Below are 26,313 nucleotides of genomic sequence, written 5' to 3' on the forward strand. Positions count from 1 at the left end.
TTTTATTAAAACGCACTTGCTTTTAGTTCTAAACCTACTCTCTCATCTAGCCCAAACATGAGGTTCATATTATGGATCGCCTGCCCTGATGCTCCTTTAATCAAATTATCAATTACCGAAGTGATCAATAACATTTCATTCTTTTTACTAATATGCAGAATGCATTTATTTGTATTAACCACTTGTTTTAGGTGAATTTCTTGATCGGAGATCATCGTAAACTGAGCCTCTTTATAAAAAGTTTTATACAATTCGTTTGCTTCTTCTTCGCTACCCTCATATTTGGTATACATAGTAGCATAAATGCCTTTACTAAAATTACCTCTATTGGGAATAAAAAAGATAGGAACATCTATATCAGGTTGCAATTGTTTAAGACTCTGCTCTATCTCTCCCAAATGTTGATGTGTAAACACTTTATAGCTAGAAAAATTATTATCTCTCCAACTAAAATGAGTTGTTCCCCCTGGCATCACTCCAGCACCTGTGCTTCCTGTTGTTGCATTGATGTGTATAGCGTCTTTAATTTTTCCTGAAGAAACCAATGGTAATAACCCCAATTGGATTGCTGTCGCAAAACATCCAGGATTCGCAATATTATTTGCTACCGTGATTTGATCTTTTTGCAACTCAGGAAGACCGTATACAAAATCTCTATTCAAATATCTTTTGTCTTCAACGAGTCTAAAATCATTTCCTAAGTCGATAACTTTAGTTGTTGGAGAAAATGAGTGATCTGACAGAAATGATTTTGATCTTCCGTGCCCTAGGCATAAAAACAACACATCGATATTTGGGTTAATCGTATCTGTAAATTCGAGATCTATCTCTCCTATTAAGTCTGGATGCTGCTTACTTATTGGCACTCCCGAATTTGTGGTACTATATACAAAGTTTAATGCTACCCCAGGATGATGTATTAATAACCTAAGCAACTCTCCTGCTGTATATCCTGATCCTCCTATAATTCCTGCTTGTATCATGATTCGTTCGAATTTATGTTGTGATATATCTTATTTGCATTGCCATAGATTTTAATAAAGCCTTTGGCGTCATCAGATGTCCAGGAGTTATTCATTTCACCATACTGACCGAAATCAGATTTCATCATATCAAAATCAGATTCTATTCCTTCTAATGTAAAATGATAAGGTTTGAGTTTTACAATGACATCTCCCGTAACAGATTTTTGAGCATCTTCCATAAACACTTCGATGTTTCTCATTACAGGGTCTAGATAATTTCCTTCATGTAATAACATCCCATACCAATTGGCTAGTTGTTCTTTCCAATATTGTTGCCATTTGGTTAGCACATGTTTTTCTAATAGATGATGTGCTTTTATAATTACCATTGGTGCTGCCGCTTCAAAACCTACTCTTCCTTTTATTCCGATAATTGTATCTCCAACATGGGTATCTCTACCGATTGCAAATGCGCTTGCTAATTCTTCGAGTTTTTGAATATTTTTAACGGGCAAATCTTTAATACCATCTAATCCAACTAGTTCTCCTTTCTCAAAATTAAGAGTTATGATTTCTTCCTTTTGCTTTTCAAGTTGGCTTGGATATGCCATATCGGGTAATGCACTGTGTGAGGTAAGTGTTTCTTTACCCCCTACACTGGTTCCCCAGATTCCTTTATTGATAGAGTATTGTGCTTTCTCCCAGCTATAATGCACTCCATGTTTTTCTAAATACTCTACTTCTTCCTGTCTAGAAAGTTTTAGATCTCTAATGGGTGTAATAATCTCAATTTCTGGAGCTAACGTCTGAAAAATCACATCAAACCTAATCTGGTCGTTTCCTGCTCCTGTGCTGCCGTGTGCTATGTATTTTGCTCCAACTTCTTTGGCATAATTAATAACTTCTATAGCTTGGAAGATTCGTTCTGCACTCACTGAGAGTGGATACGTATTATTTTTTAAAACATTACCAAAGATCAGATACTTGATTGCTTTGTTATAAAACTCATCCAGAATAGTTTTATTTACATGAGAAGAACTCCCTAATTCGTATGCTCTTTTTTCTGTGTCTATTAATTCTTTTTCAGAAAAGCCTCCGGTATTTACCAAAATAGTGTGTACCTCCAAGTTTTGTTGGTGAATAAGATATTTTACACAATACGAAGTGTCTAGACCTCCACTATACGCCAATACTACTTTTTCCATAACAATTGTTTATTTTTTACAAGCATGGTCTGCTTAATTTTTTTTAATCTTTTTAATACTTTTTTGTTGTACCATTTTTCTTTTTTCTTTTCTTCTTGTTGCGGATCATACAACATTCCTGTACATAAGCACATTTTATGATCTTTAGAAGTTAGAATATCAAAATTTGTACATGTTTTACAGCCTGCCCAAAATTTCGGATCATCTGTTAGCTCTGAAAACGTAACAGGTTTATACCCTAGATCAGAGTTGATCTTCATCACTGCCAATCCAGTTGTGATTCCAAAAACCTTGGCTGTTGGGTATTTTTTTAAAGAGTGATTAAATGTAAATTCTTTGATTTTTTTTGCCAACCCCTGATGTCTAAAATCCGGATGTACAATTAGACCAGAGTGTGCTACGTACTTCTCATGCCCCCAAACCTCGATATAACAGAATCCCGCAAACCGATCGCCAGACAAGGCTATAATTGCATTTCTATTTTGTATCTTGGTTTGAATATATTCGGGTGTACGTTTTGCTATACCTGTACCTCTAACTTTGGCAGATTCAGATATCACTTCGCATATTTCTATTGCGTAGTGAAGATGGTTTTCATTGGCAATTATGATGTCAACTTTTTTCATCAACTCTCTTTTGTTTCCTTTTTAATAGTTAGGTTCAATTCGTAAAAAACATTCTTCTAATTGTTATCATTTATGATTAGAAGTTTTAATTTAAAACCTAATTAAGCCTATTACCGAAGCTTTGATATTAAAATTATTTTTGCTGTGTAAGAATCCAGATGAAAGGTGGGTTCTTTAATAAATTAGAACCGGTCTATCTTCAAAAAGATAGGTAAAACAATTCTTTTGAATTTTATGCCTTAGCATTCATTTCAAAAAACAGTTTCATTAAATGGATTCGATGTCTCTAGGGGAAGCAGGACGCACCTACTTCAAAAGAAAATTAGACCCCCAAGGGGCGGCGAAAACGAAATACAGGAATAATAGAATTATTCAATACGTTCAAAGATTGAACCTCAGCTGCTGTAGATATGTAATGTATCGTTTTCATAATAGTAACTCTAAATCGTCGGCCGTAGCCCCTTTCGTTAACTAGATGATGCAATATTACGTAAAAAAATAATATCCAAGATTAATTAATTGTAAAAAAGATACAATTTTTAAGGTTTTATCAAAATTATATAGCTTTGATTACTAATATGATACTATAGAGTTAAATTTATCACACGAATAATTTTTAGTTATTAAATAAAGACGACCAAAAAGGTCGTCTTTATTATAGTATCTATATTATATATTCTTAATTTCCCCCGAAGGTAAATAGCACACCTACATTTAAAGTAAAATCACTTACAGAAACTTCAGCAGCTCCGTCTCCTACTTTTCCCGCATTTAAATATGCGGCGTTTACATTAAGTACCCCATATTTAAAACCAACTGCTGGACGAATAGCAAAATTAGATGTACTGGCTACTACCTCTACATCATTTCCTGTTGTTTCAATATCTACAGAACCTACATTGGTAAGACCTATCCCAAGGCTTCCATAAGGTCTAAACCCTTCTTTCTTAAAGTAGTAACGCCCGTTTACCAAGTAACTTCCAAGAGCTACTGCTCCGTAAGACACTTGACCAACAGCTGTATTTACATCTCCTCCAATTAGAAAGTCTCCCTGATACATTAGTGATACATCTATATCTTCTGTAACACCGTACCCTAGTTCGAGGTTACCAGAAAGACCACCATCGGTTATATCTGCAATATCTCCAGAAGGAAAGGCATATCCAAGACCAAAACCTAATTTAACTTGTGCATTTGTAGCAGTCATTCCTAATAATGCGACTGCAGCTAGTAATAAAAATTTTCTCATAATTGAAATATTAATTTATGTTGATTATGGTACTTACCAATTACCAGACCAAAATTGAAATTAGTTAGACATATTTGTACCTAATTTTAGAGCAAAAAATATTTTTATTAGTGTAATTCACTAACAAACAAAAACTTAAATACTTATGATTTATTTGTATTTTTTTTTAGATTATTCGTTCTATAACAAAAAGAGACGATCATATGTGATCGTCTCTTTTTATTTTTATAAAATTGAGTGAATTATTTTCCCCCAAAAGTAAACAGAAGACCTACGTTTAGTGAAATATCACTTACTGTAGCTTTACCGTCTCCTTCTCCTATTTTTCCCGCATTAAGATATGCGGCATTAACATTAAGCACTCCGTATTTAAAACCAACTGCAGGGCTAAATGAAAAGTTGGTGGTTCTTTCAGTTCCAACAACAGTGGTTCCCAGTGTGTTTACCTCTAGGCTTCCTATTTCGGCAAATCCAATCCCAAGGCTTCCATAAGGTCTAAAGCCTTCTTTTTTGAAGTAATAACGACCATTTACCATTAAACTTCCAAGAGCCAAACCTTGATAGGATATTGCACCTACGTCTTTACTACTTAAAAAATCACCATGTAATAAGACAGAAACATCTATATCTTCAGTTACTCCATATCCCAATTCAAAATGTCCCGAAATACCTCCATCGGTAAAATCAGAAATATCTCCAGAAGGAATGGCATATCCAAGCCCAAAACCTAGTTTAACCTGTGCATGTGTGGTCGTTAACCCTAGTAAAGCAACTGCGGCAAAAAATAAAATTTTTCTCATAATTGAAATATTAATTTATGTTAAGTATCGTTTTAACCAGTTATCAGATCAAAATTGAAATTGATTAGACAGATTTGTGTTTAATTTTATAACAAAAAATATTTTTATTAGTGCAATTCACTAAAAAAACCAAACACTTGTCATTTACTTTTATTTTTTTGAAATTATTTATTTGAAAGACAAAGAGACGATCATATACAATCGTCTCTTTTTAACTTTATAGAATTGAGTGAATTACTTTCCTCCGAAAGTAAATAAAAGACCCACGTTTACTGTAAAATCACTTACAGTAGCTTCGCCATTTCCTTCTCCTATTTTTCCTGCGTTTAGATATGCGGCGTTTACATTAAGTACTCCATATTTAAAACCAACTGCCGGACGAATAGCAAAATTCGAAGAGCTAGCAGATACTTCTAAATCTGATCCTGTTGTCTCTATATCAATAGAACCTATATTGGTAAGACCTATCCCAAGACTTCCATAAGGTCTAAATCCTTCTTTTTTAAAATAGTAACGACCATTTACTAAATAGCTACCCAAAGCTACAGCACCATAAGATACTTGACCAACACCTGTGTTTACATCAGCACCAACTAAAAAATCTCCTTGATACATTAAAGATACATCGATATCTTCTGTTACACCATATCCAAGTTCAAGATGTCCTGAAATCCCTCCATCGGTAATATCTGCAATATCTCCAGAAGGGAAAGCATATCCAAGACCAAAACCAAGTTTAACTTGTGCATTTGTAGCCGTTAATCCAAGTAAAGCAACTGCGGCAAAAAGTAAAATTTTTTTCATAATTGTTTTAGTTTTATCGTTTAAAAGAGCGAATATACCGATAAAAAGCAAGAATCTGCTGTTTTTTGTTAAAAAAAACACAACAAACAATAGTAGTATATTGTTTTTCAAACCATTATAGATATCTATTTTAGACTATTCAAAGCATCAAACATCCACAATATCAATTTTGCAGCACAATTTATATCATTTATACTTTGAGTTTACCGCATTAGAATTCTCTTTTACAGTAAACTCAAAGTATAACTGATTATTAATTCTTACATCATACTAAAAACTGAAACAGATCTGGTTTGTCGTTTAAATAATCACCAAAGAAGTTAAGTGATTTCATTCTAGAAATTAGAGGTTTCAGGTCTTTTTTATCTTTGAGTTCGATCCCTACTACCGCGGGTCCATTCTCTCTACTTGATTTTTTAGAATATTCAAAATGAGTGATGTCATCATTGGGTCCTAATACCTCTCCAACAAATTGTTTTAATGCTCCTGCTCTTTGCGGAAAACGTACAATAAAGTAGTGTTTTAAATCTGCATATAGCAAAGCTCTTTCCTTAATTTCGGCAGTACGGGTAATATCATTGTTGCTACCACTTACGATACAAACTACATTTTTACCTTCGATCTTATCTTTATAAAATTCGAGGGCAGCAAGAGTAAGTGCTCCTGCTGGTTCTACAACAATAGCGTCTCTATTGTATAAATCCAGTATAGTTTGGCATACCAACCCTTCAGGAACGGTATACATATCTGACAAATACTCTTTACATATCTCAAAATTAAGATCTCCAACTTTTTGAACAGCAGCTCCATCTATAAACTTATCGATATCAAAAACCTCTGTGTTCTTATTATTTTGGATAGAGGTTAGCATAGAAGGTGCTCCTTCGGGTTCTACCCCAATAATTTTTGTATGTGGTGATAATGCCTTTAGTGCACCACACAATCCAGAGGCTAATCCCCCGCCACCTATAGCGACAAAAACATAGTCTATAGGTTCTTTTGATTGTTCAAAAATCTCAAGTCCTATGGTTCCCTGTCCTTCAATAGTTTTTGGATCTTCAAATGGATGTACAAAGGTTTTTCCTTCTGATTGGCAAACTTGCATTGCCGCTTTAGAAGAGTCATCAAATGTATCTCCTTCAAGAACAATTTTCACATGATCACCTCCAAACATTTGAGTTTGTTCAACTTTTTGTTTTGGTGTTACAGAAGGCATATATATAGTACCTTCTATTTTTAAATGATTACAGGCAAATGCTACTCCTTGTGCATGGTTTCCTGCACTTGCACAGACCACTCCTCTTTCTAATTGTTCTTTGGTAAGAGAACTTATTTTATTAAAGGCACCTCTGATCTTATATGAGCGTACCCGCTGTAGATCTTCTCGTTTTAGTAAAACATTAGCATTATACCTTCGAGAATATCTAATACTATTCATAAGAGGAGTTATCATAGAGACTTCCTGGATTGTAGAAGCCGCTTTTTTTATATCCTCTAGCTTAGGAAAATACGTGGTGGTGGTTACCGTGGTGGTACTCATAATTTAAGTTTACTATCTTACTTTATCGGTCTGGATCTATTAAAGTCTACACAATACACATCTCAAAACTTCAACAGATCCGACCAGACAAAATAAACTGATTATACTATTGGTTTCATTGCAGTCATAGATGCTCTAAGTCTAGCTCCAATAATCTCGATAGGATGGTTTCTTAAGGCATTGTTTACCTCTATTAATTTGGCATTGTCTACTCCTTTACTTTTTCCTTCATCATATGGTTTACCTATTACATCGGTATCGATACCTTTCATAAAATCAGTTAACAACGGTTTACAAGCATGATCAAATAAATAACATCCATACTCTGCTGTATCCGAAATCACACGATTCATTTCAAATAATTTTTTTCGTGCTATAGTATTTGCTATTAGTGGAGTCTCATGTAGAGATTCATAATATGCTGATTCTTCTATAATTCCAGAATCTGTCATTGCTTCAAAAGCTAATTCTACACCAGCTCTTACCATGGCCACCATTAATACTCCATTGTCATAAAACTCTTGCTCAGAGATTTCAACATCTCCTGCAGGCGTTTTTTCGAATGCTGTTTCACCGGTTTCTGCTCTCCATGATAATAAATTTTTATCATCATTCGCCCAATCTTCCATCATTGTTTTAGAAAAATGACCTTTCATAATATCATCCATATGTTTCTGAAACAACGGACGCATAATTTCTTTTAATTCTTCTGAAAGTTCAAATGCTTTAATCTTAGAAACATTTGATAATCGATCCATCATATTAGTGATTCCACCGTACTTCATTCCTTCTGTAATGGTTTCCCATCCATACTGGATTAATTTAGAGGCATACCCTGGTTCGATTCCTTTTTCAACCATTTTATCAAAGCAAAGGATAGATCCTGTTTGTAACAATCCACATAAGATGGTTTGCTCTCCCATAAGGTCAGATTTTACTTCTGCTACAAAGGAAGATTCTAAAACTCCGGCTCTATGACCTCCTGTTCCTGCTGCATATGCTTTTGCCTGATCAAAACCATGTCCCTGAGGATCGTTTTCAGGATGTACTGCTATTAAAGTAGGTACTCCAAAGCCTCTTTTATACTCTTCTCTTACCTCTGATCCAGGACATTTTGGTGCTACCATAATCACGGTAAGATCATCTCTTACCTCCATACCTTCTTCTACAATATTAAAACCATGAGAATATGATAAGGTAGCTCCTTTTTTCATTAATGGCATTACGGCATTTACTACCTGAGTATGTTGTTTATCTGGTGTTAAATTAATAACTACATCGGCATTAGGAATTAATTCTTCGTAGGTTCCTACTGTAAATCCATTCTCTGATGCATTCTTAAAAGATTGTCTTTTTTCTTTGATGGCCGCTTCGCGAAGCGCATATGAAACATCTAAACCAGAATCTCTCATATTTAATCCCTGGTTAAGTCCCTGAGCTCCACACCCAACAATAACCATTTTTTTTCCTTTTAATGCTTCAACTCCACCAGAAAACTCTTCAGCATCCATGAATCTGCATTTTCCTAATTGTGTTAACTGATCTCTTAATGATAGCGTATTAAAATAATTTGCCATTTCTTTCTTAATTTGTTGTGATTTCCGTGCGGAAATTTAGTTTAATTTTAATTTTTAGTTGTTTAACTTATGATGTTCGAAGTAAATTCGAGACGGGTTTTATCTTTCTGTTTATAATTCTTGGGCAACACTTCTACAAGTGCAGTACATGCCTGAGAACAATAACCAAAAAGAATGTCACTACTATCCTTATACTGCTTCTATTGCAAAATTTTCTAATATTTTAGAAATATGCATTTTTTCTTTTGTTATCGATATCCTACCAGATCTTACAAACTGCATTAGCCCATAAGGCTCTAGTTCATCATATAGTTTTTCGACATCTCTACGTCTTCCTGTTTTTTCAATAACAAAAAATTCTGGAGTAACCGTTACGATATTCGCATTACTATCTTTGATCACATTTTGAATCTTACGTTCTTCAAACAACAATTTTGAAGCTACTTTAAACAAAGCCGTTTCCTGATAAATAGTTTCATCGTCTTTATGATAAAACGCTTTGATCACTTCAATTTGTTTTTCTATCTGCCCAATGATCTTTTTTACTTGTTCTTCGGTAATACAAACTACAATTGTAAAACGATATACATCTTTGATCTCTGAGACAGAAGCTGTAAAACTTTCCAGATTTATATGCCTTCTTAAAAATATTGCCGAAATTCTATTCAACAATCCTATGTTGTTTTCAGTATATACTGATATGGTATAATTTTCTTTTTTCATTACTAGTATATTGTATCATTATTGTATAGTTTCAGGTTCTTCCTGAAATAACAAAAACTCTATTATTCTAATCTTACATCTGAAACCGACGCTCCTGTTGGAATCATCGGAAATACATTATTTTCCTTCTCAACACATACTTCTAAAAAATAAGCTTCTTTTGAAGCGATCATTTCTGCAATTGCTTCTTGCAAGTTTTCCCTTTTGGTCACTCTGGTTGATTTGATATGGTACCCTTCGGCTATTTTTATAAAATCAGGGTTTACCATTTCGGTAGAGGCATATCTTTTATCAAAAAACAACTGTTGCCATTGACGTACCATCCCAAGAAAACCATTATTTAGAACTACAATCTTTACTGGTACTTTGGTTTGAAAAATAGTTCCTAGTTCTTGTATTGTCATCTGGTATCCGCCATCACCAATGATAGCTACTACTTCTCTATCGGGTGCTCCCATTTTTGCACCGATAGCCGCGGGCAAGGCGAATCCCATAGTCCCCAAACCTCCAGAAGTTACATTACTCTTTGATTTGGTAAACTCGGCATATCTACATGCCATCATTTGATGCTGTCCTACATCAGAAACGATTACAGCATCGCCTTTGGTTTCTTCATTAATACCCCTAAGTACTTCTCCCATAGATAAGCCCTCATTGCTAGGGTATAATTCTTCTTTGACTACCTTATTATACTCTATGGTATCATGATCTTTATATTGCTGTAGCCATGCATCATGAGCGTTTGGTTCTACCAAAGGAAGTATTTGTTTTAATGTATCTTTAACATCACCCATTACGGCAATATCAGCCTTTACATTTTTATTAATCTCTGCCGGATCAATTTCAAAATGTATAATTTTGGCTTGTTTGGCATAGGTAGCTAAATTACCCGTTACCCTATCATCAAAACGCATCCCGATTGCTAATAACAAATCACATTCATTCGTTAGTTTATTAGGACCATAATTACCGTGCATACCTACCATCCCAACATTAAGCGGGTGTTTTGTTGGCAATGCTGAAAGACCTAAGATGGTCCATGCTGATGGTATTCCTGCTTTTTCTATAAAGTTTTTCAGTTCTTCTTCTGCCTCTCCCAAAATTACTCCCTGACCAAATACGATCATTGGTTTTTTGGCTTTATTGATCAGCTTAGCTGCTTCCTTCAAGCTTTTAGGATCTGTCTTGGGTACTGGCTTATAACTACGTACACCTTTACATTTTTCATAAGCAAAATCCAATTCTCCAAACTGAGCGTCTTTGGTAATATCTATCAATACAGGTCCTGGTCTACCCGATCGTGCGATATAAAAAGCTTTTGCCAATACCGCAGGGATATCTTCTGCTTTTGTTACCTGATGATTCCATTTGGTAATTGGTGTAGAAATCCCAATTATATCTGTTTCCTGAAATGCATCAGATCCCAACAAATGAGACGCTACCTGCCCTGTTATACATACCATTGGTGTAGAGTCAATCTGTGCATCTGCGATCCCCGTCACAAAATTTGTAGCTCCGGGACCAGAAGTAGCTATAGCCACTCCCACCTTACCACTGGTTCTTGCATAGCCCTGAGCAGCATGGGTTGCTCCCTGCTCATGCCTTGTCAAAACATGATGCAATTGATCCTGATACTTATATAACTCATCATAGACAGGCATAATCGCTCCTCCTGGGTACCCATAAATCAAATCTACTCCTTCTTCCAAAAGACATCGAATTACTGATTCTGCGCCCGTCATACGTTCTGTTAACACTTTAGTTTCTTTTTTTATCGTTTGCGTTTGTGTCTCCATACACATCTTTTTTTATAGGTTAGATCAACTAACACTAGAAATTTTAGACTTTTTTAGTTACCGGTTCTCCCGGAATATCTTTTAAAACTCATCTGTTACACATCCTCGAGAAGCAGATGATACTGTATTTGCATACTTATATAATACTCCTTTACTAAACTTTAGTGCGGGTTGTGTCCAGGCAGCTTTTCTTTTTTCTAATTCGGCTTCATCAATAGCTACAGTTATCGAATTGGTTTCGGCATCGATGGTAATTATATCTCCATCGTTTACCATAGCAATTAGTCCTCCTTCTTGCGCTTCGGGGGTAATATGTCCTACTACGAATCCGTGTGTTCCTCCAGAAAATCTCCCATCTGTGATTAGCGCCACATCTTTACCTAATCCCGCTCCCATAATAGCAGCAGTAGGTTTTAACATTTCTGGCATTCCCGGTCCTCCTTTAGGACCTTCATATCGTATGACGACTACATCTCCTTTTTCTACTTTACCATCTCTAATTCCATCATTAGCAGCATATTCACCATTAAAAACTTTAGCTTTCCCTTGAAAGCGTAGTCCCTCTTTACCAGTAATTTTTGCTACACATCCATCTTCTGCCAGGTTACCAAACATAATCCTAAGGTGACCCGTTTGCTTAATAGGGTTTTCAAGGGGCTTTATAACATCCTGCCCTTCAGTTAGATCAGGAACTTCTAATAAATTTTCTGCTATTGTTTTTCCGGTAACGGTTAGGCAATCTCCATGAAGCAGCCCTTTCTTTAACAGATATTTTAATACAGCCGGGATTCCTCCTACTTCGTGCACATCTTCCATCAGGTATTTACCACTTGGTTTAAGATCTGCCAAAAATGGAGTCTCGTCACTTATTCTTTGAAAATCTGTTAAAGTAAACTCTATATCGGCAGCTCTAGCAATTGCCAAAAAGTGCAGTACTGCATTGGTTGATCCTCCAAGAATAGTTACTAACCTTATTGCATTTTCCAGCGATTTCTTAGTTACTATATCTTTAGGCTTTATATCTTTTTCGAGTAGCAAACGCATAGCACGACCTGCCTGTATGCTTTCTTCTTCTTTATCTTTACTTATTGCCGGATTAGAGGAGTTATATGGTAATGACATCCCCAATGCTTCTATAGCAGAAGCCATAGTATTGGCGGTATACATCCCTCCACATGCTCCTGCTCCGGGACATGCTTTTTCGATAACACTTTTATATTCTGATTGCGTTATTGATCCTGCTACTTTCTCTCCCCAGGCTTCAAAGGCAGAAACGACATCTAGTTTTTTGCCTTCATGGCATCCAGATGCTATAGTCCCTCCATACACAAGAACCGACGGGCGATTTAATCGAAGCATCGCCATCAGGGCTCCTGGCATATTTTTATCACAACCAACTACAGTTACCATCCCATCATAAGACATGGCTTGCACTACGGTCTCCATAGAATCTGCAATCACATCTCGTGATGGTAATGAGAAACGCATTCCTGGTGTTCCCATAGATATCCCATCACTTACTCCAATGGTATTAAATATCAAACCGACGACATCTTCTTCTATTGTTCCTTTCTTTACCAGCTTTGCCAGATCATTAAGGTGCATATTACACGGGTTTCCTTCATAGCCTGTACTAGCTATCCCGACCAGTGGTTTATTAAAATCCTCATCTGTTAACCCAATAGCGTGAAGCATTGCCTGCGCGGCAGGTTGCGTATCATCTTGCGTGACTTGTTTACTGTACTTATTGATGCTCATTACTTTTTAAATATCAGTTTTTTGCGAATTATTTAAAATTTTAACCTTTATTTTATGATATATACATAGGATTGAATAAACCACAGTATAAAATTATTTTGTTACGACTAAACCTTTGGACATTATTCAATATCCTTACAATATCCAATATCAACATTACTAAGTTTAATTACTGATTTACAACTGTTTACGATTAAAAAATTTACAATCACTATATCTTAATTTTTATTTATTAATCTCTATTAATACTATTTATCCTTCAATTTTTACTGCTATACACTCAAAATGGATTGTTTATTAGCATTCTATTCAGATCACCGGGATTGGACTTCGTGTTCCCTAGATCTGGTAAGGGCTCAATCCCTGGGGAAGGCATCAAAAAAAAACTCCCTTCAAAAAATGAAGGGAGTTTTTTTGATATACCAATATCCCCTCATCATGGTGAACTAATCACAATAATAATAATGACACTGATAATTATAATATTAGATATTCTCATTTCTACTTTATTCTTATTTTTTTAAACTTCGGGTTCTGATCTTTATCAGCCCCTGTATACATTTTTTCCAAAAAAAATCCCTTTACTCAAGTAAAGGGATCATGTATATGTTTAGTATCAATATCATCCCTTATCAAGGCGAAATAATCACCTCAATGCTAATGACAATATTGATATTTATGTTTCTTGTATTCATTTATGGCATCAAATATATAAAAATATTTGATTAAAATGTTAAGAATTATTAAAAAAGCTGAATTCTTGCTTTCACTTCTGCTACGCATTCTCATTTACTTATACACCACGGAGCCTTACCCTTCGAGAGCCTCAGGGTGCGAATTGCTTACTCTATTTTATACTCTAAGCGAGGGCTGAGACTCTCGAAACCCGGTACTATGAAAACTAAATACCAACCTCAGTAAAAACTATACAATACAACTTCGCTTTCACTTCGACTACGCTCAGTGATCGCTATATTCCTTTATCTGTTTAAATTTTTCTCACTCGAAGGTTCAGTGACCGCTATCTATCATCTTTGTTTAAACTATCTCCTCCCGAGGGCTGAGCGGAGCCGAAGCCTGGTGATCTGAAAATTGAAAAATGTGTCTCGTTCCTACACTCTGCCAGATCATGTAACCCCTCCAAATCTCCTTTTATCAGTGCTTCTTTCTTCGACCGAGACCATCCTTGTACTTGTTTTTCTCTGTAGAAAGCAGTATCAATACGATCATATTTTTCATAATACAGTAGTTGTACTGGTAGTCTCTTTTTGGTATGGTTTGCTCCTTCTCCATTTTGATGTTCTATCAATCTTCTTTCTATATCCTTGGTACTACCTGTATAATAACTACCATCACTACATTCTAATATGTACATATAACCGATCATATACATTGCTATTATATCATAAAATTATAGAATAATCTGATTGAACCCGCTTTCACTTCGGCTACGCTCAGTGACCGCTATCTGTCATCTTTGTTTAAACTATCCCCTCCCGAGGGCTGAGCGGAGCCGAAGCCTGGTACTACGAAAACTAAATGCCTACCTCAGTAAAAACTATACAATACAACTTCGCTTTCACTTCGGCTACGCTCAGTGACCGCTATATTCCTTTATCTGTTTAAATTTTTCTCACCTCGAGGGCTGAGCGGAGCCGAAGCCCGGCACTATAAAAAACCATATAATAAACCTACACATCACGGAACCTTACCCTTCGAGAGCACTTCGACAGGCTCAGTGTGACAACTCAGGGTACGAATTGCTTACTCTATTTTGAATAATTTATTTTTCATACAGTAAATCACTAGTCCTACTCTGGTTTTTACTTCTAGTTTTCTAAACACTGTCTCTCGGTAGTTTTCTACTGTTTTAGGGCTTAGCCCCATTTCTGCGGCAATACTTTTATAGGTAAGTTCAGAACAGGCGTGTTTCATGAATACTCTTTCCTTATCTGTTAGTTTTTCCTGAAGACTTCTGCTACTTTCGATCTCTTCTGAGTTTCGTAGTGCGTTTTCTATTTTTCCAGAATAGTAGAACCCTTGTTCGATCACCATTTTCATGGCAAACTCAAAATTCTCTGGGTGGATATCTTTTAACAGATACCCCTTAGCTCCTGCTCTAAGCATTCTGATGATGGTTTCTTCATCATCTTCCATCGTTAGTGCCAATACCTTTTGATCGGGTTTGTTATCTTTTAACCACTGCATGGTCTGTACACCATCCATCACTGGCATCTTTACATCCAGCAGGATCAGATCAGGGATTTTTCTTTTATGGGTATAATATTGTGTTAGTTCTTTACCATTTTTTAAAATTGCCAGCACTTCATATTCCTCTAATTTAGAAATCAAGCTTTCCAGCGATTGAGCAAACAAAAGATGGTCATCAACAATAACTATAGTTTTCTTTTTCATTTGTGTGTTTATTATAGAAGTGGTTTTAATAGTAGCATGAGTAATCTGGATGATCAATGTCGTTTAATTAAGGAATCTACCCCCCTGTCACACTGAGCTTGTCGAAGTGATTTCAAGTTTGCGTTATCCAATGTCTTCGACATGCCTGTCCTAAGCCTGTCGAAGGGCTCAGACTGACAACAAGCTTAACTTAACTCCATTACCCAGATTATACATTAGCCACATTGCTACGGTTATTTCTTTACTCTTTTTACTACTTCAAATACAGAGTACACTTCTTTTATACACAAATGTATTAAAATCAATCCTTATGTAATAGGATATGATAAGGTAAGTAACACACCTTTTCCTGGTGAAGATTTATAATCGAGTTCTGCCTTTACCAGAGCGGCACGGCTTTTCATATTGAGCAGCCCAGAATTTGCCTGTACTGATTTTGGGTCAAAGCCTACGCCATCATCTTGTATTTTAATGTTTAGGGCTTCTGGGGTATATGCTAACTCCACATCTAGATTGGATGCTTCTGCATGTTTGATGGTATTAGAAAAAAACTCTTGGATAATACGATATAGGATAATCTCGTCTTTGGGATCGATATAGGTTTCTTCTCCCTTTACGACCAGATTAGGCGTTAAAAAATTAAGTTTTTCAAAACGCTTAAGCTCTACACTAATTGATTTTTCAAGCCCTACATTTTGGATCACCTCGTGGTTTAGGGTTTTGGATAAGCTACGTATCTCCTGCAAGCTATCCCCTACCAGCTTACGTACATCTTGTAGGGATTCTGCTGTTTTGATATCGATATTGGTCCCCATAATATTGATTTGCATCACTGCGGTAGATAGTAACTGCCCAATATTATCATGTAGCTCCCAACTTACATTTTTAAGAGCCTGTTCCTGAATCTCTATACGAGATTTAAAAATCTCATCTTCATAACGCTGCTCTGCCTTATGTTTCTCAAAGATAAGCTTATTTTTACGGCGCTGAAACGCCACAAAAAATATGATACCAAATACTATAAAAAATAGTATGATAACAGTAAAATAGATTATTAATAAGATTTGTTCTTTCGCGAGCATACTATAAAACCAATTGTATAACAAGAATAGGTAAAAATGTTTGCACTCATAAGTATAAACTGATAAACATTTACAAAGTCTGGACTTTTAGAACTATAATATTTTAAATGAATAAAAAGGGGAGTTACTACCAAATAAAGAGTCATAGTACCTATAGCTATATAAAAAGGAAGTTCTTTATGAAAAGAAAGAATTTTATCGCTTTGCAAAATTTTGTAAAAATACTGTAAAACACTTAAAAGCACCAGAATAGACCCTAAAAATTGAGCTACAAAAGAAATACCAGTAAAAAATATATCTGTAAAAACAAAATCGCAAATAGATAATAGGAAATACACCATCATAGTAATTTTTAAAAAAACATTACCTTTTTTAGAATCTGTATTTTCTTTCATAAGAAAAGAATAAAATAAAGCACTAACAACAATATATATATTGTAAACCCAAAGATTATTACCTAAAATAGTACCTCCAAAGTATGCTAATTCTTCAACTTTATCAATAAGCCACTCATTCCAACCAAAAATTTCTACAAAAACAGTCAACCACAAAAACCAAACAAAATACCGAGTCAGTTTATCCTCCCGGTATTTTGCTTTTTTTAAATATATAGTTCCTGCTACAGCAGCAAGCAACTCAAATAAATTTATAATCAAAAAGTATAACATACTTATACTATAAATTGAAACACTTCAGTAGCATTGATTAATATTAATAAACGTTAGGGGGATGACCAACACCTCCAAAATTATAAGGTTCTATTTCATAATTATTTGGAGCACTATCTCCACCTTTCCCTAGTTCTCCTATTGGAGCTCCAGTAGGTGCTAAAAACACCGTAGAGTAACCCTTATTCATCTTGCATTTCTCTTTAGGATAAGCTCCAAAATAAATTCTAATCCCAGGATTTTCAATTCCTTGTTTTTTAGACTTTTTCTTTACATATTTAAGATATTCCTGTAATTCTTCAACACTCCACCAAAACTCTCTAGTATCTTCGAATCCTATAGTTTTGTCTATCTCTGGCGTTCTGGTACAACACCATGCATGCTGAAGTTCTTTTGCCTCTTCTTTAGTGATACACTTCGCAGGTTTCTTTTTTCCTTTTTTAGGTAAGTCTTTTCCCATAATTATATATTATTATTTTTAGATTAAATTAGGTAATATGTTACGCTAATATATCTAAAAATGCTGGAGCAAAGCAAATACATCTTACTATAAATTCAAAAGGGAGATGCTTACCCCTTAGTATTAAACATTTAGCGCTCAATCGCTTACTATACCTATAAATTTACTTTAAAAAATAACATAGGGGGAAAATCCCCCTATGTCTTTAGGTGGTTTCCCCCCAACTTGGATATATATAACAAAACCATGTACTGTACCCTTTTGCAAAATAGACAGTTATACCTATTTTTCGACCTGTCATACTATCTTCTAGACTCCCTCTTCAAAACAGTATTTGGTTATCAGTCTGAGTCCTTAGACAATCTCAGTATAGGCAGTGAAGATATTAGAAAACATAAATCAAAGCCCTTCGACAGGCTCAATGTGACAAGAAGTTACCTACTCAAAGAAATACTAAAACACGTGCCCATCTTCTTCCTTTTCTTCATCTGTAGAGGAATCAATCCCTGTTACTTTTGGGGCTCGATAGAGCTCTCGCCTGGCGTTGCTATTGTCAAAAACATTATCTGCGGCTGCATTTATTTTTTGTAGTATCGCATATATCTCATTAAGCATTTCTATACGTTGCTCGGTATCTACGGTACGAGTTCCTTTTTTTTGCTCCTGATTCTTATTGGCTTTGCGTAACTCTTGTGCCAATTGTACCGGCTCTTCAAGTAATGTTGTAGGAGCACCTGCGTCGGTCAAAGCTTGTCGATGTTGATCGATGGTATCGGTAAGCCCTTCCATATAATGGATCATACGGGTTTGACTATATCTTATCTCTTTATATCTACCTACACCAAACTGTTTTTGGATTGCTTTCTTATCAGGAAAGGCATCGAGTACCCAATATTTTAATTTCCTGAAATGTACATGACATGCCTCCATAGCTTTTTCTACCAATTCTGTTTTTTGCTGTAATTGGGTAAGATTAATCACATCGCCACCATCTTTGTACGCATTATTAATCTTTCCTTCTAGTTCTGAAAGAAAAGTAGCATTTAGCTTGGCGTCAAAATTTCCAAATTGTTCTATGTCTTCTTTTAAATACTCGATAATCGTATCTCCCCATTCTAATAATACGATGTCTTTACATCTGTAATTGCGTTCTGCCATGTGTGTTTGTTTTTATTGTTTATTAATTAGTTTATCATATTTCCCTACATACTATTACAATGGAAGGAAATATTGGTTTATATAGGTAAATGTCTTGTCTATCAAGATTGTTACCACTGATAACCAATAAATTATATTTTTTTTATCGAAAAAAGGTCTACCCCACACGGAAAACACTTTATCTAACATGGAAGGTGATTTATCCAATACGGAGGACAACTTATCCAATACGGAAGATCATTTATCCTATAGGGAAGACAACTTATCCAATATGGAAGGTGATTTATCCCACACGGAAGACAACTTATCCAATGCGGAAGGTGCTTTATCCAACACGGAAGACAACTTATCCAATACGGAAGGTGCTTTATCCAACACGGAAGACATCTTATCCAATGCGGAAGGTGTTTTATCCAACACGGAAGACAACTTATCCAATCTGGAAGGTGTTTTATCCAACATGGAAGACAACTTATCCAACAATTGAAGATTACTCACAAACATTTCTATATCATACCATTTCTGATATGACTTTGCTTTTTTTCTTAACAAATGTCTAATACGATTAGTTACTAACCAGTTGGTCTAGGTATTATAAAAAGCATATAAGATACTTACACTAGGGAGCCTTACCCTTCGAGAGCCTCAAGGTGGAAAATATTTACAATGTATACTTCTAAAGAGGGCTGCGCGGAGTCGAAGCCCGGTCATGGAAGTCCGAGGTCTGATGCCCGAAGCTCGATGTTATAAAAACCTCGTAATATACTTATACACCTCGGAGCCTTACCCTTCGAGAGCCTCAGGGTTCGAAATGCTTACAATATACTCCTGGCGAGGGCTGAGACACTCGAAGCCCGGTGATGGGAGTCCGAGGTCGGGTGCCCAAAGCTTGATGTTATGAAAAGTACATAATACACTTACACACCTCACAACCTTACCCTTCGAGAGCCTCAGGGCGCGAAATGCTTACAATCTATACTTCTAGCGAGGGCTGAGGCACTCGAAGCCCAGTCGTGGAAGTCCAGTGTTATGTATCAAAGCCTCGGGCACCCGGCTCCCCAAAATCAAAGTCTCATCTTTTTTCTTTTTTCCTGATACCATAATACGCCTAGAAATATAATAGTTAATCCCCCTAGTCCAAACACCCAATACAACAAACTGTTGTCCTTAAAAGGAATTGGTGATGGATCACCGACCAAGTAAAAACTTCCCCAATAAAAAGGGTCTCCCCGATTAATATCTGCGGTTTTTAGATATTCTAGTTTTGCCTGTTGCAGGGCTCTGGTTTTGTTCATCCCCTTTTTGAGGTTGGTGTAAAAGGATTTCATTAATACCGGAGTGGTTTGATCCGACACCTCCCAACCACTTAGCACCAAACTCTTGGTTCCAGCATACTGAAACGCATTGCCCAAACTCATAATCCCCTCGCCTTTGGCTATTTTTCCTGATCCCGTATTACAGGCGCTTAATACCGTAAGCTCTGCCGGAATATCTAACGCAAACAACTCATGGCTGTATAAGTAATTATCCTCTATAAAATCCTTGCCTTTGGTAAATAACAGCTTAGAATTTTCTGGGTGTTCATGATCCACCTCTCCATGGAGAGCGAGATGCAAAATACTATATCGATCTGCATTTTTCTTAAAATTAGACTCTATCGCTTGTGATCCAAAATAGTATTGCCCATCAATAATAGAAGAGATCGCCTTGATCTCTTTGCGGGTTCCTGGCAAATCATAATCACTATCCCTAAGTGTTGCCAGACTCATGGCACTTGTATCTGTCATAGTAGCCATATCTGAAAAAGAAAAAGCAAGACATTCTGGTTGTTTTTGAGATTGTGAAGTCTCGATCGAAGGAGCTAATAGTAAATTTATAGAACTGGCATAGCCAATAGCATACTCTCTTAATAGATATGAGAACCTCTTTGGATCATTAGTACTATCCTTTTGAGCACACAATAACTCAAAATTAAGGTGCCATAAAGAACCATCAGGGATAATAATTAATTGATCTCCCTTAAGCTGGTTTTTAACCGGCAGAATCAACTGCTTATATAACTGATGAGCGACTGTCTTAAACAAAGCCGTGTTTTTGGTAACAATCCCTTCTCTTAATTGCTCAACACTTGTATTGAGTTTGGACACAGATAGAGTTGTTGTTTTTATATCGTGTTTAGAAATGGTAAATACATACAAAAGATCATCTGTCACAAAATATTCTAATAGCGTAGTCCTCTCATCTAGCTTTTTCTGAATATCGGTAACAGAAATAATAGTATTCTGATGTTTTAACTGATAGTATTTTGGATATTTTTTTTCTATGATTTGAGTTAAAGAGTCCTGCTTTCTACTTAGGTCAAACAATTCGTTTTCATAGCTTGCAATTTTAGCAGAGTCTGGTGCTTGGGCTGATCGCTCATTAACAATCGAGGATGTATACACAGATCGTTCTGATTTTAGGTTTTTCTCTACATCCAAAATCGCTTTAGGTAGCCCGGCATAGTTTCTAGCATCAGACTCTGCTAGTAACCCTTTTAAGGTATTTGCCTTACTTTTTTCGGCATAATAAAATGCTTGTTCTAATGACTGCCGGTTTTGATCGCTTTGGTATTGCAATACTTGTGCTTTTATGGCTCCTGCATATACTTCTTGCGCCTGTTTGGCAAAAGTAATTTTATCCTGATAGGTCTGTAGTGTTTGTCTTATAGTTTGTATTAATGCATCTGCTTTTTGATACGTAGCAATACTCTCCTTCAGGTCTTTTATATTTTTATAAGCAGTAAACCGCTCTTGTAAAACGTTAGCGTTGCTGTACAATGTCGTTAATAGTACGTTTAGGTCCAGATATTGATCTGAGTTAAGTCTATCCCCAGAAACAGATTCTTGATTAGGTTTGAGATTTGCCATCCTGGCTTTTTCATAATACTGAATTGCTTCTTTATATTGTTTGGTTTTATAATACACATCAGCAATCTGATTGTATGATTTTGCAGTTCTGGGATGGTGATTACCATCTATTTGAAGTCTAATCGTTATGCTCTTTTGAAGAAGTGTTAATGCTTTTGAATATTCTTTTTGCTCCGTATATAAGCTCGCGATAGAATTATATGTATCACAGATAAAATAACTAAATTCTCCATATACATGTTTATGTATTTTCAAGGCTTTTTGATAATAAAATAACGCAATATCGTAATCTTCTTTCACTCTATACAAATCCCCAATATCAAGATAAGAATATGATGTAAATGAATGATCTTCCCCTAACGTATTGATTCTTATCTGCATAGCTTTTCCATAGTAAAGTAGTGCAAGATTATAATTTTCCTTCTTCTTATAAGTGTTAGCTATATTATTATATGTTCGAGCTACTGCACTATGTCCAGCTCCTAAAGACTCTAAATAATTTGCCACACATTTATTATAATATAATATTGCTTTGTCGTATTCTCCTTTAAAATAATGAATGAACCCAATATTATTAAAACTAGTTCCAATAAACGGATGTTTTTCAGGATACACTTTCTTTTCTATCTCAAGTGTTTTTTCATAATACATCATCGATTGATCATAGAATCCTTTTTTACCAAAAGCTACTCCTAATTCATTATATACAACAGAAACAGTTATACTACTACTTCCCAATTTATCAACAAGTATAATTAACGCCATATCATCATAATGCAAAGCTATATCATGATTTCCTTTACGTCTATTCATCACGCCAATACTTATATAACAAAGTGCAACATTAGGATGATCTTCTCCAAAAAAAGGAACCAGAACAGACAATGCTTTTTCCTGATATTCAAACGCCTGATCAAACTTATCTAATCGCGATAATATGTTACCAATATGATTGTAACAAAACCCCGCCTCCGGGCTATTTTCTCCATAGATAGATAATCTTATTTGCAATGCTTTTTGATAATAGTCTAGTGCTTTATGATATTTCCCTAAATGATAATAGGTGGTTCCTATATCAATATAACTATCGGCTACTTTGCTGTGTTTTTTGCCAAAGGTATTGACTCGGGTGGCAAGCGCTTTTTTATAATTGTCTAATGCTTTATCATACTCTGCCAGTACATGGTGGATGGTACCAATATTATGATAACAGTCTGCCATATGATGATCTCCCTTATCAAAATGACCCTGCTGGATAGCTAGTGCTTTTTGATAATACTCCATAGCAGGCAGGTATTTATCCTGCTCCTTAAGTATATGCCCTATACTATTATATAACACAGCTACCTCTGGGTGATCACTACCAAAGACTGTTGATCGTATCGATACAGCCTGCTCTGCATGTTGCAAAGCCTTTATAAAGTCAAAACTATCTTTATAAGTCTTGGAAATTTTATCATGGCAATCAGCAATACGCTTTTGAGCATCTGCTTTTTTATAGATAACGAGCGCTTTATTAAAATATACCATTGCGCTATCCTGTTTTCTTTGGGCTAACAGCTCATCTGCCTTAGTAAAATATTGAGATGCAATAATGGTATCTTGTGCAGGTTGCGTATACCCTGTATGATAAACTATCAAACTCAAAAACAGGCATATTGTTCTGGAGGAAAGTAAATAATCGGGGAGGTTCATAAGGGTAATTATACAGATCAATACAAAGATCGTAAAAATGTTGTTTTTAATAATGATATGATTTTAAAATTTGTCACTATGTCATTGGAGAGGTTTATGTACACTCTTATACGAGTATATCCTTAATTTTTATTGAAGAAACCAAGTTGTCTGGACATAGGCATTATAAAATCGTTAACCCCCAACCTGATTTCGGACTTCTACTGCCGGGCTTCGAGCGCCTCAGCCCTCGCAAGGAGCACATATTATAAGGAATTCGCGCCCTGAGACTCTCAAAGGGTAAGGTTCTGAAGATATCTAGGCATATTATGAAATTTTCATAACATCAAGCTTAAGATACCCGACATCGAACTTTTCAAAACAGGCTTCGAGAGTCTCGACCTTCAGAATAGAATATTATAAACGAAAAGATATAATAGCGGTCACTGAGCGAAGCCGAAGTGAAAGCAGAGTTGTATTATATAAATTAGTATTGAAGTTGGTATTCTGTTTTCATAGCATCACTGGACTCTTATGACCGGGCTTCGAGTGCCTCAGCCCTCGCAAGGAGATGAATACTACAAAAGCTCAAAACTACATTTATCTTTCATTCTTTTTTGGGCAATATTGTTTATTGCGTCTTCAGTTAATTGTAATACCCGAGGATAGCCTCCCGTGGTTTGACAATCTCTCATCAATACAATTAATTTACCAGAAGGAGTTAATTGAATTGTTCCAGGTAAAACTGCCGAGGTCAAAATCGAAGGTAAGTCATTATCCAATTTTTCTTCTAACTGAATTGCCATTCTATTTATGGTATTAGAAATTGTAAAATTGGTGTTAAGTAAAACCTGTTTTTGGGTCTCTGATAGTTGATCAAATTCTGCTCCTTTATACACTTTTAGTTTTCCTTTATTTTCGATAAAATTAGGTACTGAAATATTAGAAAAATGATTCTCAAAAACGGCTATTTTATGATAAGTAATTTCATCATTTTTATGCAACACATATTGATCGGTTATTGACTTATAATACGATTTACTACTTAGTGCTTCTTGAGTAATCAATCCATTTTTTATTCCTACATAACCATACATATTTTTCTTACAAAAACCTGAAGACAAAACATCCTTTTTATCAACTCTAATTCGGCGATTCATTTTAATCTTTTTATCATTTAAATAAAAATTCGCCTCGGCACCTGTTAAAGAAATTATTGTTGGCTCAGAGAATTCTAAAACCGGAGATTGAAACACCCATTCGATGCATGCATCATCTTGATCATTACCCAGCAAAAAATTTGCCAGGGCATATGATTTTTGATCCATCGCTCCACTTCTAGGGACACCAAATTTTGAAAAACCAAAACGACCTTTGTCTTGTATAGAACTTAAAATACCAGGTTTTAGAATTTTTATCTTTCCTATCATAATAAAGCAGATTGGGGGATATAATCACCATTAAAAACCAACGAACCAATATCGTTATATTCCTTTTCAGATATCGACATAAATTGAATCTTATCTCCTGGACGAACAAAGCAAAAATTTTCACTCTTAGGATCAAACAAATCTAAAGGACACATTCCAATTACATGCCATCCTCCAGGACTATCCATCGGATACACTCCAGTTTGATTTCCACCAATCGCCACCGATCCTTTTTTAACACTCAAAGAAGGTGTAAGTTTTCTTGGCAAATGTAATCTCTCATCAAGACCACCCAGATAAAAAAAACCTGGGAGAAACCCGATAAAATACACCTTATATAAAGAGGCTGTATGCAGGCTAATTATTTCATCGATTGTAAGTGATTTACTTTTTGCAAACACCTCGAGATCTTTCGCTAGAGTAGTAGTATAACAAACTGGTATTTTCCATAACCTGTTTTTTAGACCCACATGCTGGAAATCCTTATTATACATAGATTTTAGCTCCAAAATCTTATCATAGACATCCTCTATAGTTGACACATAACAAATTAGTAACGAGTTATATGATGAGATTACCTCAACAATTAGTTTATCATAAAAAATTTCTATAGATTTTTTGTAAAAAAGTAGATCTTGAAGGATATTCTCATCGATTTCTGAAGGCCACTCCACCAAAATTGCTTTTTCAGCATACCTTTTATATTGTAATTCGTATTTCATAAATCCAATTTTACAATAAACTTAAGGTCTTAAATTTTGCATGTAGATGTTTCAAAATAGCAACAGATTTTGGATTATCACCATGCACGCAAATCGTATCAAAAAAAATTGGAAGCTCTGCTCCACTTTTCACTTTTACCCTCCCTTCAGAAACCATTTTAAAAACATGATTAAAAACATCATGAGGATTTATTAGAACTGCATTATTCTCAGAACGCGAAACCAAACTCAAATCTTCATTATAATTACGATCTGCAAAAGCCTCATATTTCACCTTCAATCCTTGACCGGAAAGATACGAATCTTTATGTTTCTTTTGCGTAATAACAACCAAACTTTTATCGATATTTTTCACAGCATTAAGAATAGAAGATGCGACCTCTTCATTTTTCACTGCTTCGTTATAAAGTGCCCCGTGAGGCTTAACATGATGCAACTCCCCCCCCATTTGTTCTACATAAAACTTCACCAACCGAATTTGATCGGTTATCGTTTTTATCAAATCATCATTTGACATTTCCATCTTTACTCTACCAAAATTTTGTCGATCAGGATATGAAGGATGCGCTCCAATTTTTACACCATGATCTAGTGCCAACCTGATGGTTTTTCTGATCTCTTCATCTCCTCCTGCATGACTTCCACATGCTATATTACACCAAGAAACATAAGGCATAATCTCTGCATCAAACCCTGCTTCCTCACCTACATCAGCATTAAAAATTAATTGTCTCATTTCCTACAAGTATTTA

General features: G+C 35.5%; 22 protein-coding genes. 1 reads left to right on the forward strand and 21 read right to left on the reverse strand.

Annotation, left to right across the window (positions count from 1 at the left end):
- Positions 1-5: 5 nt before the first annotated feature.
- The 17 genes from argC to C1X07_RS17620 form a co-directional block, all read right to left on the reverse strand.
- Positions 6-983 carry an N-acetyl-gamma-glutamyl-phosphate reductase gene (gene argC, locus C1X07_RS17540; RefSeq protein ID WP_103071339.1) on the reverse strand — a complete coding sequence of 326 codons (978 nt, stop codon included), beginning with the start codon at positions 981-983 and terminating at the stop codon, positions 6-8.
- A complete protein-coding gene (locus tag C1X07_RS17545; RefSeq protein ID WP_103071340.1) occupies positions 980-2,170 on the reverse strand; it encodes an argininosuccinate synthase in 1,191 nt (396 codons plus the stop codon). Before C1X07_RS17545 ends, argC begins: the two co-directional genes overlap by 4 nt.
- On the reverse strand, positions 2,158-2,796 hold the full coding sequence (locus C1X07_RS17550; RefSeq protein WP_103071341.1) for a GNAT family N-acetyltransferase: 639 nt from the start codon (positions 2,794-2,796) through the stop codon (positions 2,158-2,160). Before C1X07_RS17550 ends, C1X07_RS17545 begins: the two co-directional genes overlap by 13 nt.
- Positions 2,797-3,475: 679 nt before the next feature.
- Positions 3,476-4,045, reverse strand: a complete 570-nt coding sequence (locus tag C1X07_RS17555) for an OmpA family protein (protein ID WP_103071342.1) — start codon at positions 4,043-4,045, stop codon at positions 3,476-3,478.
- A gap of 242 nt (positions 4,046-4,287) precedes the next feature.
- Positions 4,288-4,845 carry an outer membrane beta-barrel protein gene (locus C1X07_RS17560; protein WP_103071343.1) on the reverse strand — a complete coding sequence of 186 codons (558 nt, stop codon included), beginning with the start codon at positions 4,843-4,845 and terminating at the stop codon, positions 4,288-4,290.
- Positions 4,846-5,079: 234 nt separating this feature from the next.
- Positions 5,080-5,649: an OmpA family protein gene (locus C1X07_RS17565; RefSeq protein WP_128755314.1), complete on the reverse strand. Its 570-nt coding sequence runs from the start codon at positions 5,647-5,649 to the stop codon at positions 5,080-5,082.
- A 265-nt stretch (positions 5,650-5,914) separates the two neighbouring features.
- The gene (gene ilvA / locus C1X07_RS17570; protein ID WP_103071345.1) at positions 5,915-7,189 is read right to left on the reverse strand and encodes a threonine ammonia-lyase IlvA; all 1,275 of its coding nucleotides are present in this window, start codon (positions 7,187-7,189) and stop codon (positions 5,915-5,917) included.
- 101 nt (positions 7,190-7,290) lie between these two features.
- A complete protein-coding gene (gene ilvC, locus C1X07_RS17575) occupies positions 7,291-8,766 on the reverse strand; it encodes a ketol-acid reductoisomerase (RefSeq protein ID WP_103071346.1) in 1,476 nt (491 codons plus the stop codon).
- A gap of 189 nt (positions 8,767-8,955) precedes the next feature.
- Positions 8,956-9,489, reverse strand: coding sequence for an acetolactate synthase small subunit (gene ilvN, locus C1X07_RS17580; protein WP_206604252.1), 534 nt, complete (start codon positions 9,487-9,489; stop codon positions 8,956-8,958).
- A gap of 62 nt (positions 9,490-9,551) precedes the next feature.
- Positions 9,552-11,285, reverse strand: coding sequence for a biosynthetic-type acetolactate synthase large subunit (gene ilvB, locus C1X07_RS17585; protein WP_103071348.1), 1,734 nt, complete (start codon positions 11,283-11,285; stop codon positions 9,552-9,554).
- 81 nt (positions 11,286-11,366) lie between these two features.
- Positions 11,367-13,043, reverse strand: a complete 1,677-nt coding sequence (gene ilvD, locus C1X07_RS17590) for a dihydroxy-acid dehydratase (RefSeq protein ID WP_103071349.1) — start codon at positions 13,041-13,043, stop codon at positions 11,367-11,369.
- A gap of 1,021 nt (positions 13,044-14,064) precedes the next feature.
- Positions 14,065-14,418, reverse strand: a complete 354-nt coding sequence (locus tag C1X07_RS17595) for a GIY-YIG nuclease family protein (protein WP_317046115.1) — start codon at positions 14,416-14,418, stop codon at positions 14,065-14,067.
- A gap of 389 nt (positions 14,419-14,807) precedes the next feature.
- A complete protein-coding gene (locus tag C1X07_RS17600) occupies positions 14,808-15,458 on the reverse strand; it encodes a response regulator (RefSeq protein ID WP_103071351.1) in 651 nt (216 codons plus the stop codon).
- Positions 15,459-15,766: 308 nt separating this feature from the next.
- On the reverse strand, positions 15,767-16,540 hold the full coding sequence (locus tag C1X07_RS17605) for a sensor histidine kinase (RefSeq protein WP_103071352.1): 774 nt from the start codon (positions 16,538-16,540) through the stop codon (positions 15,767-15,769).
- Entirely contained in the window at positions 16,513-17,208 is a 696-nt protein-coding gene (locus tag C1X07_RS17610; RefSeq protein ID WP_103071353.1) for a hypothetical protein, read from the reverse strand. The genes C1X07_RS17605 and C1X07_RS17610 overlap by 28 nt, the downstream gene beginning before the upstream one ends.
- 43 nt (positions 17,209-17,251) lie before the next feature.
- Positions 17,252-17,668 carry a hypothetical protein gene (locus C1X07_RS17615; RefSeq protein ID WP_103071354.1) on the reverse strand — a complete coding sequence of 139 codons (417 nt, stop codon included), beginning with the start codon at positions 17,666-17,668 and terminating at the stop codon, positions 17,252-17,254.
- A gap of 453 nt (positions 17,669-18,121) precedes the next feature.
- The gene (locus C1X07_RS17620) at positions 18,122-18,826 is read right to left on the reverse strand and encodes a hypothetical protein (protein ID WP_103071355.1); all 705 of its coding nucleotides are present in this window, start codon (positions 18,824-18,826) and stop codon (positions 18,122-18,124) included.
- Positions 18,827-19,013: 187 nt separating this feature from the next.
- On the opposite strand from C1X07_RS17620, the gene C1X07_RS17625 reads away from it, so the two are divergent.
- Positions 19,014-19,313 carry a hypothetical protein gene (locus tag C1X07_RS17625; RefSeq protein WP_103071356.1) on the forward strand — a complete coding sequence of 100 codons (300 nt, stop codon included), beginning with the start codon at positions 19,014-19,016 and terminating at the stop codon, positions 19,311-19,313.
- Positions 19,314-19,890: 577 nt separating this feature from the next.
- On the opposite strand, the gene C1X07_RS17630 is transcribed toward C1X07_RS17625, so the two are convergent.
- The 4 genes from C1X07_RS17630 to pxpA all read right to left on the reverse strand — a co-directional run bounded on the left by C1X07_RS17630 (position 19,891) and on the right by pxpA (position 26,297).
- Positions 19,891-23,382, reverse strand: a complete 3,492-nt coding sequence (locus C1X07_RS17630) for a CHAT domain-containing protein (protein WP_164914191.1) — start codon at positions 23,380-23,382, stop codon at positions 19,891-19,893.
- Positions 23,383-23,987: 605 nt separating this feature from the next.
- A complete protein-coding gene (locus tag C1X07_RS17635) occupies positions 23,988-24,839 on the reverse strand; it encodes a 5-oxoprolinase subunit C family protein (protein ID WP_103071358.1) in 852 nt (283 codons plus the stop codon).
- On the reverse strand, positions 24,836-25,561 hold the full coding sequence (pxpB, locus tag C1X07_RS17640; RefSeq protein ID WP_103071359.1) for a 5-oxoprolinase subunit PxpB: 726 nt from the start codon (positions 25,559-25,561) through the stop codon (positions 24,836-24,838). Before pxpB ends, C1X07_RS17635 begins: the two co-directional genes overlap by 4 nt.
- Before the next feature lie 10 nt (positions 25,562-25,571).
- Positions 25,572-26,297, reverse strand: a complete 726-nt coding sequence (gene pxpA / locus C1X07_RS17645) for a 5-oxoprolinase subunit PxpA (RefSeq protein WP_103071360.1) — start codon at positions 26,295-26,297, stop codon at positions 25,572-25,574.
- Between the last annotated feature and the right edge of the window lie 16 nt (positions 26,298-26,313).

The sequence above is a fragment of the Aquimarina sediminis genome, assembly GCF_002895435.1.
GTDB classification, from domain to species: Bacteria; Bacteroidota; Bacteroidia; order Flavobacteriales; family Flavobacteriaceae; genus Aquimarina; species Aquimarina sediminis.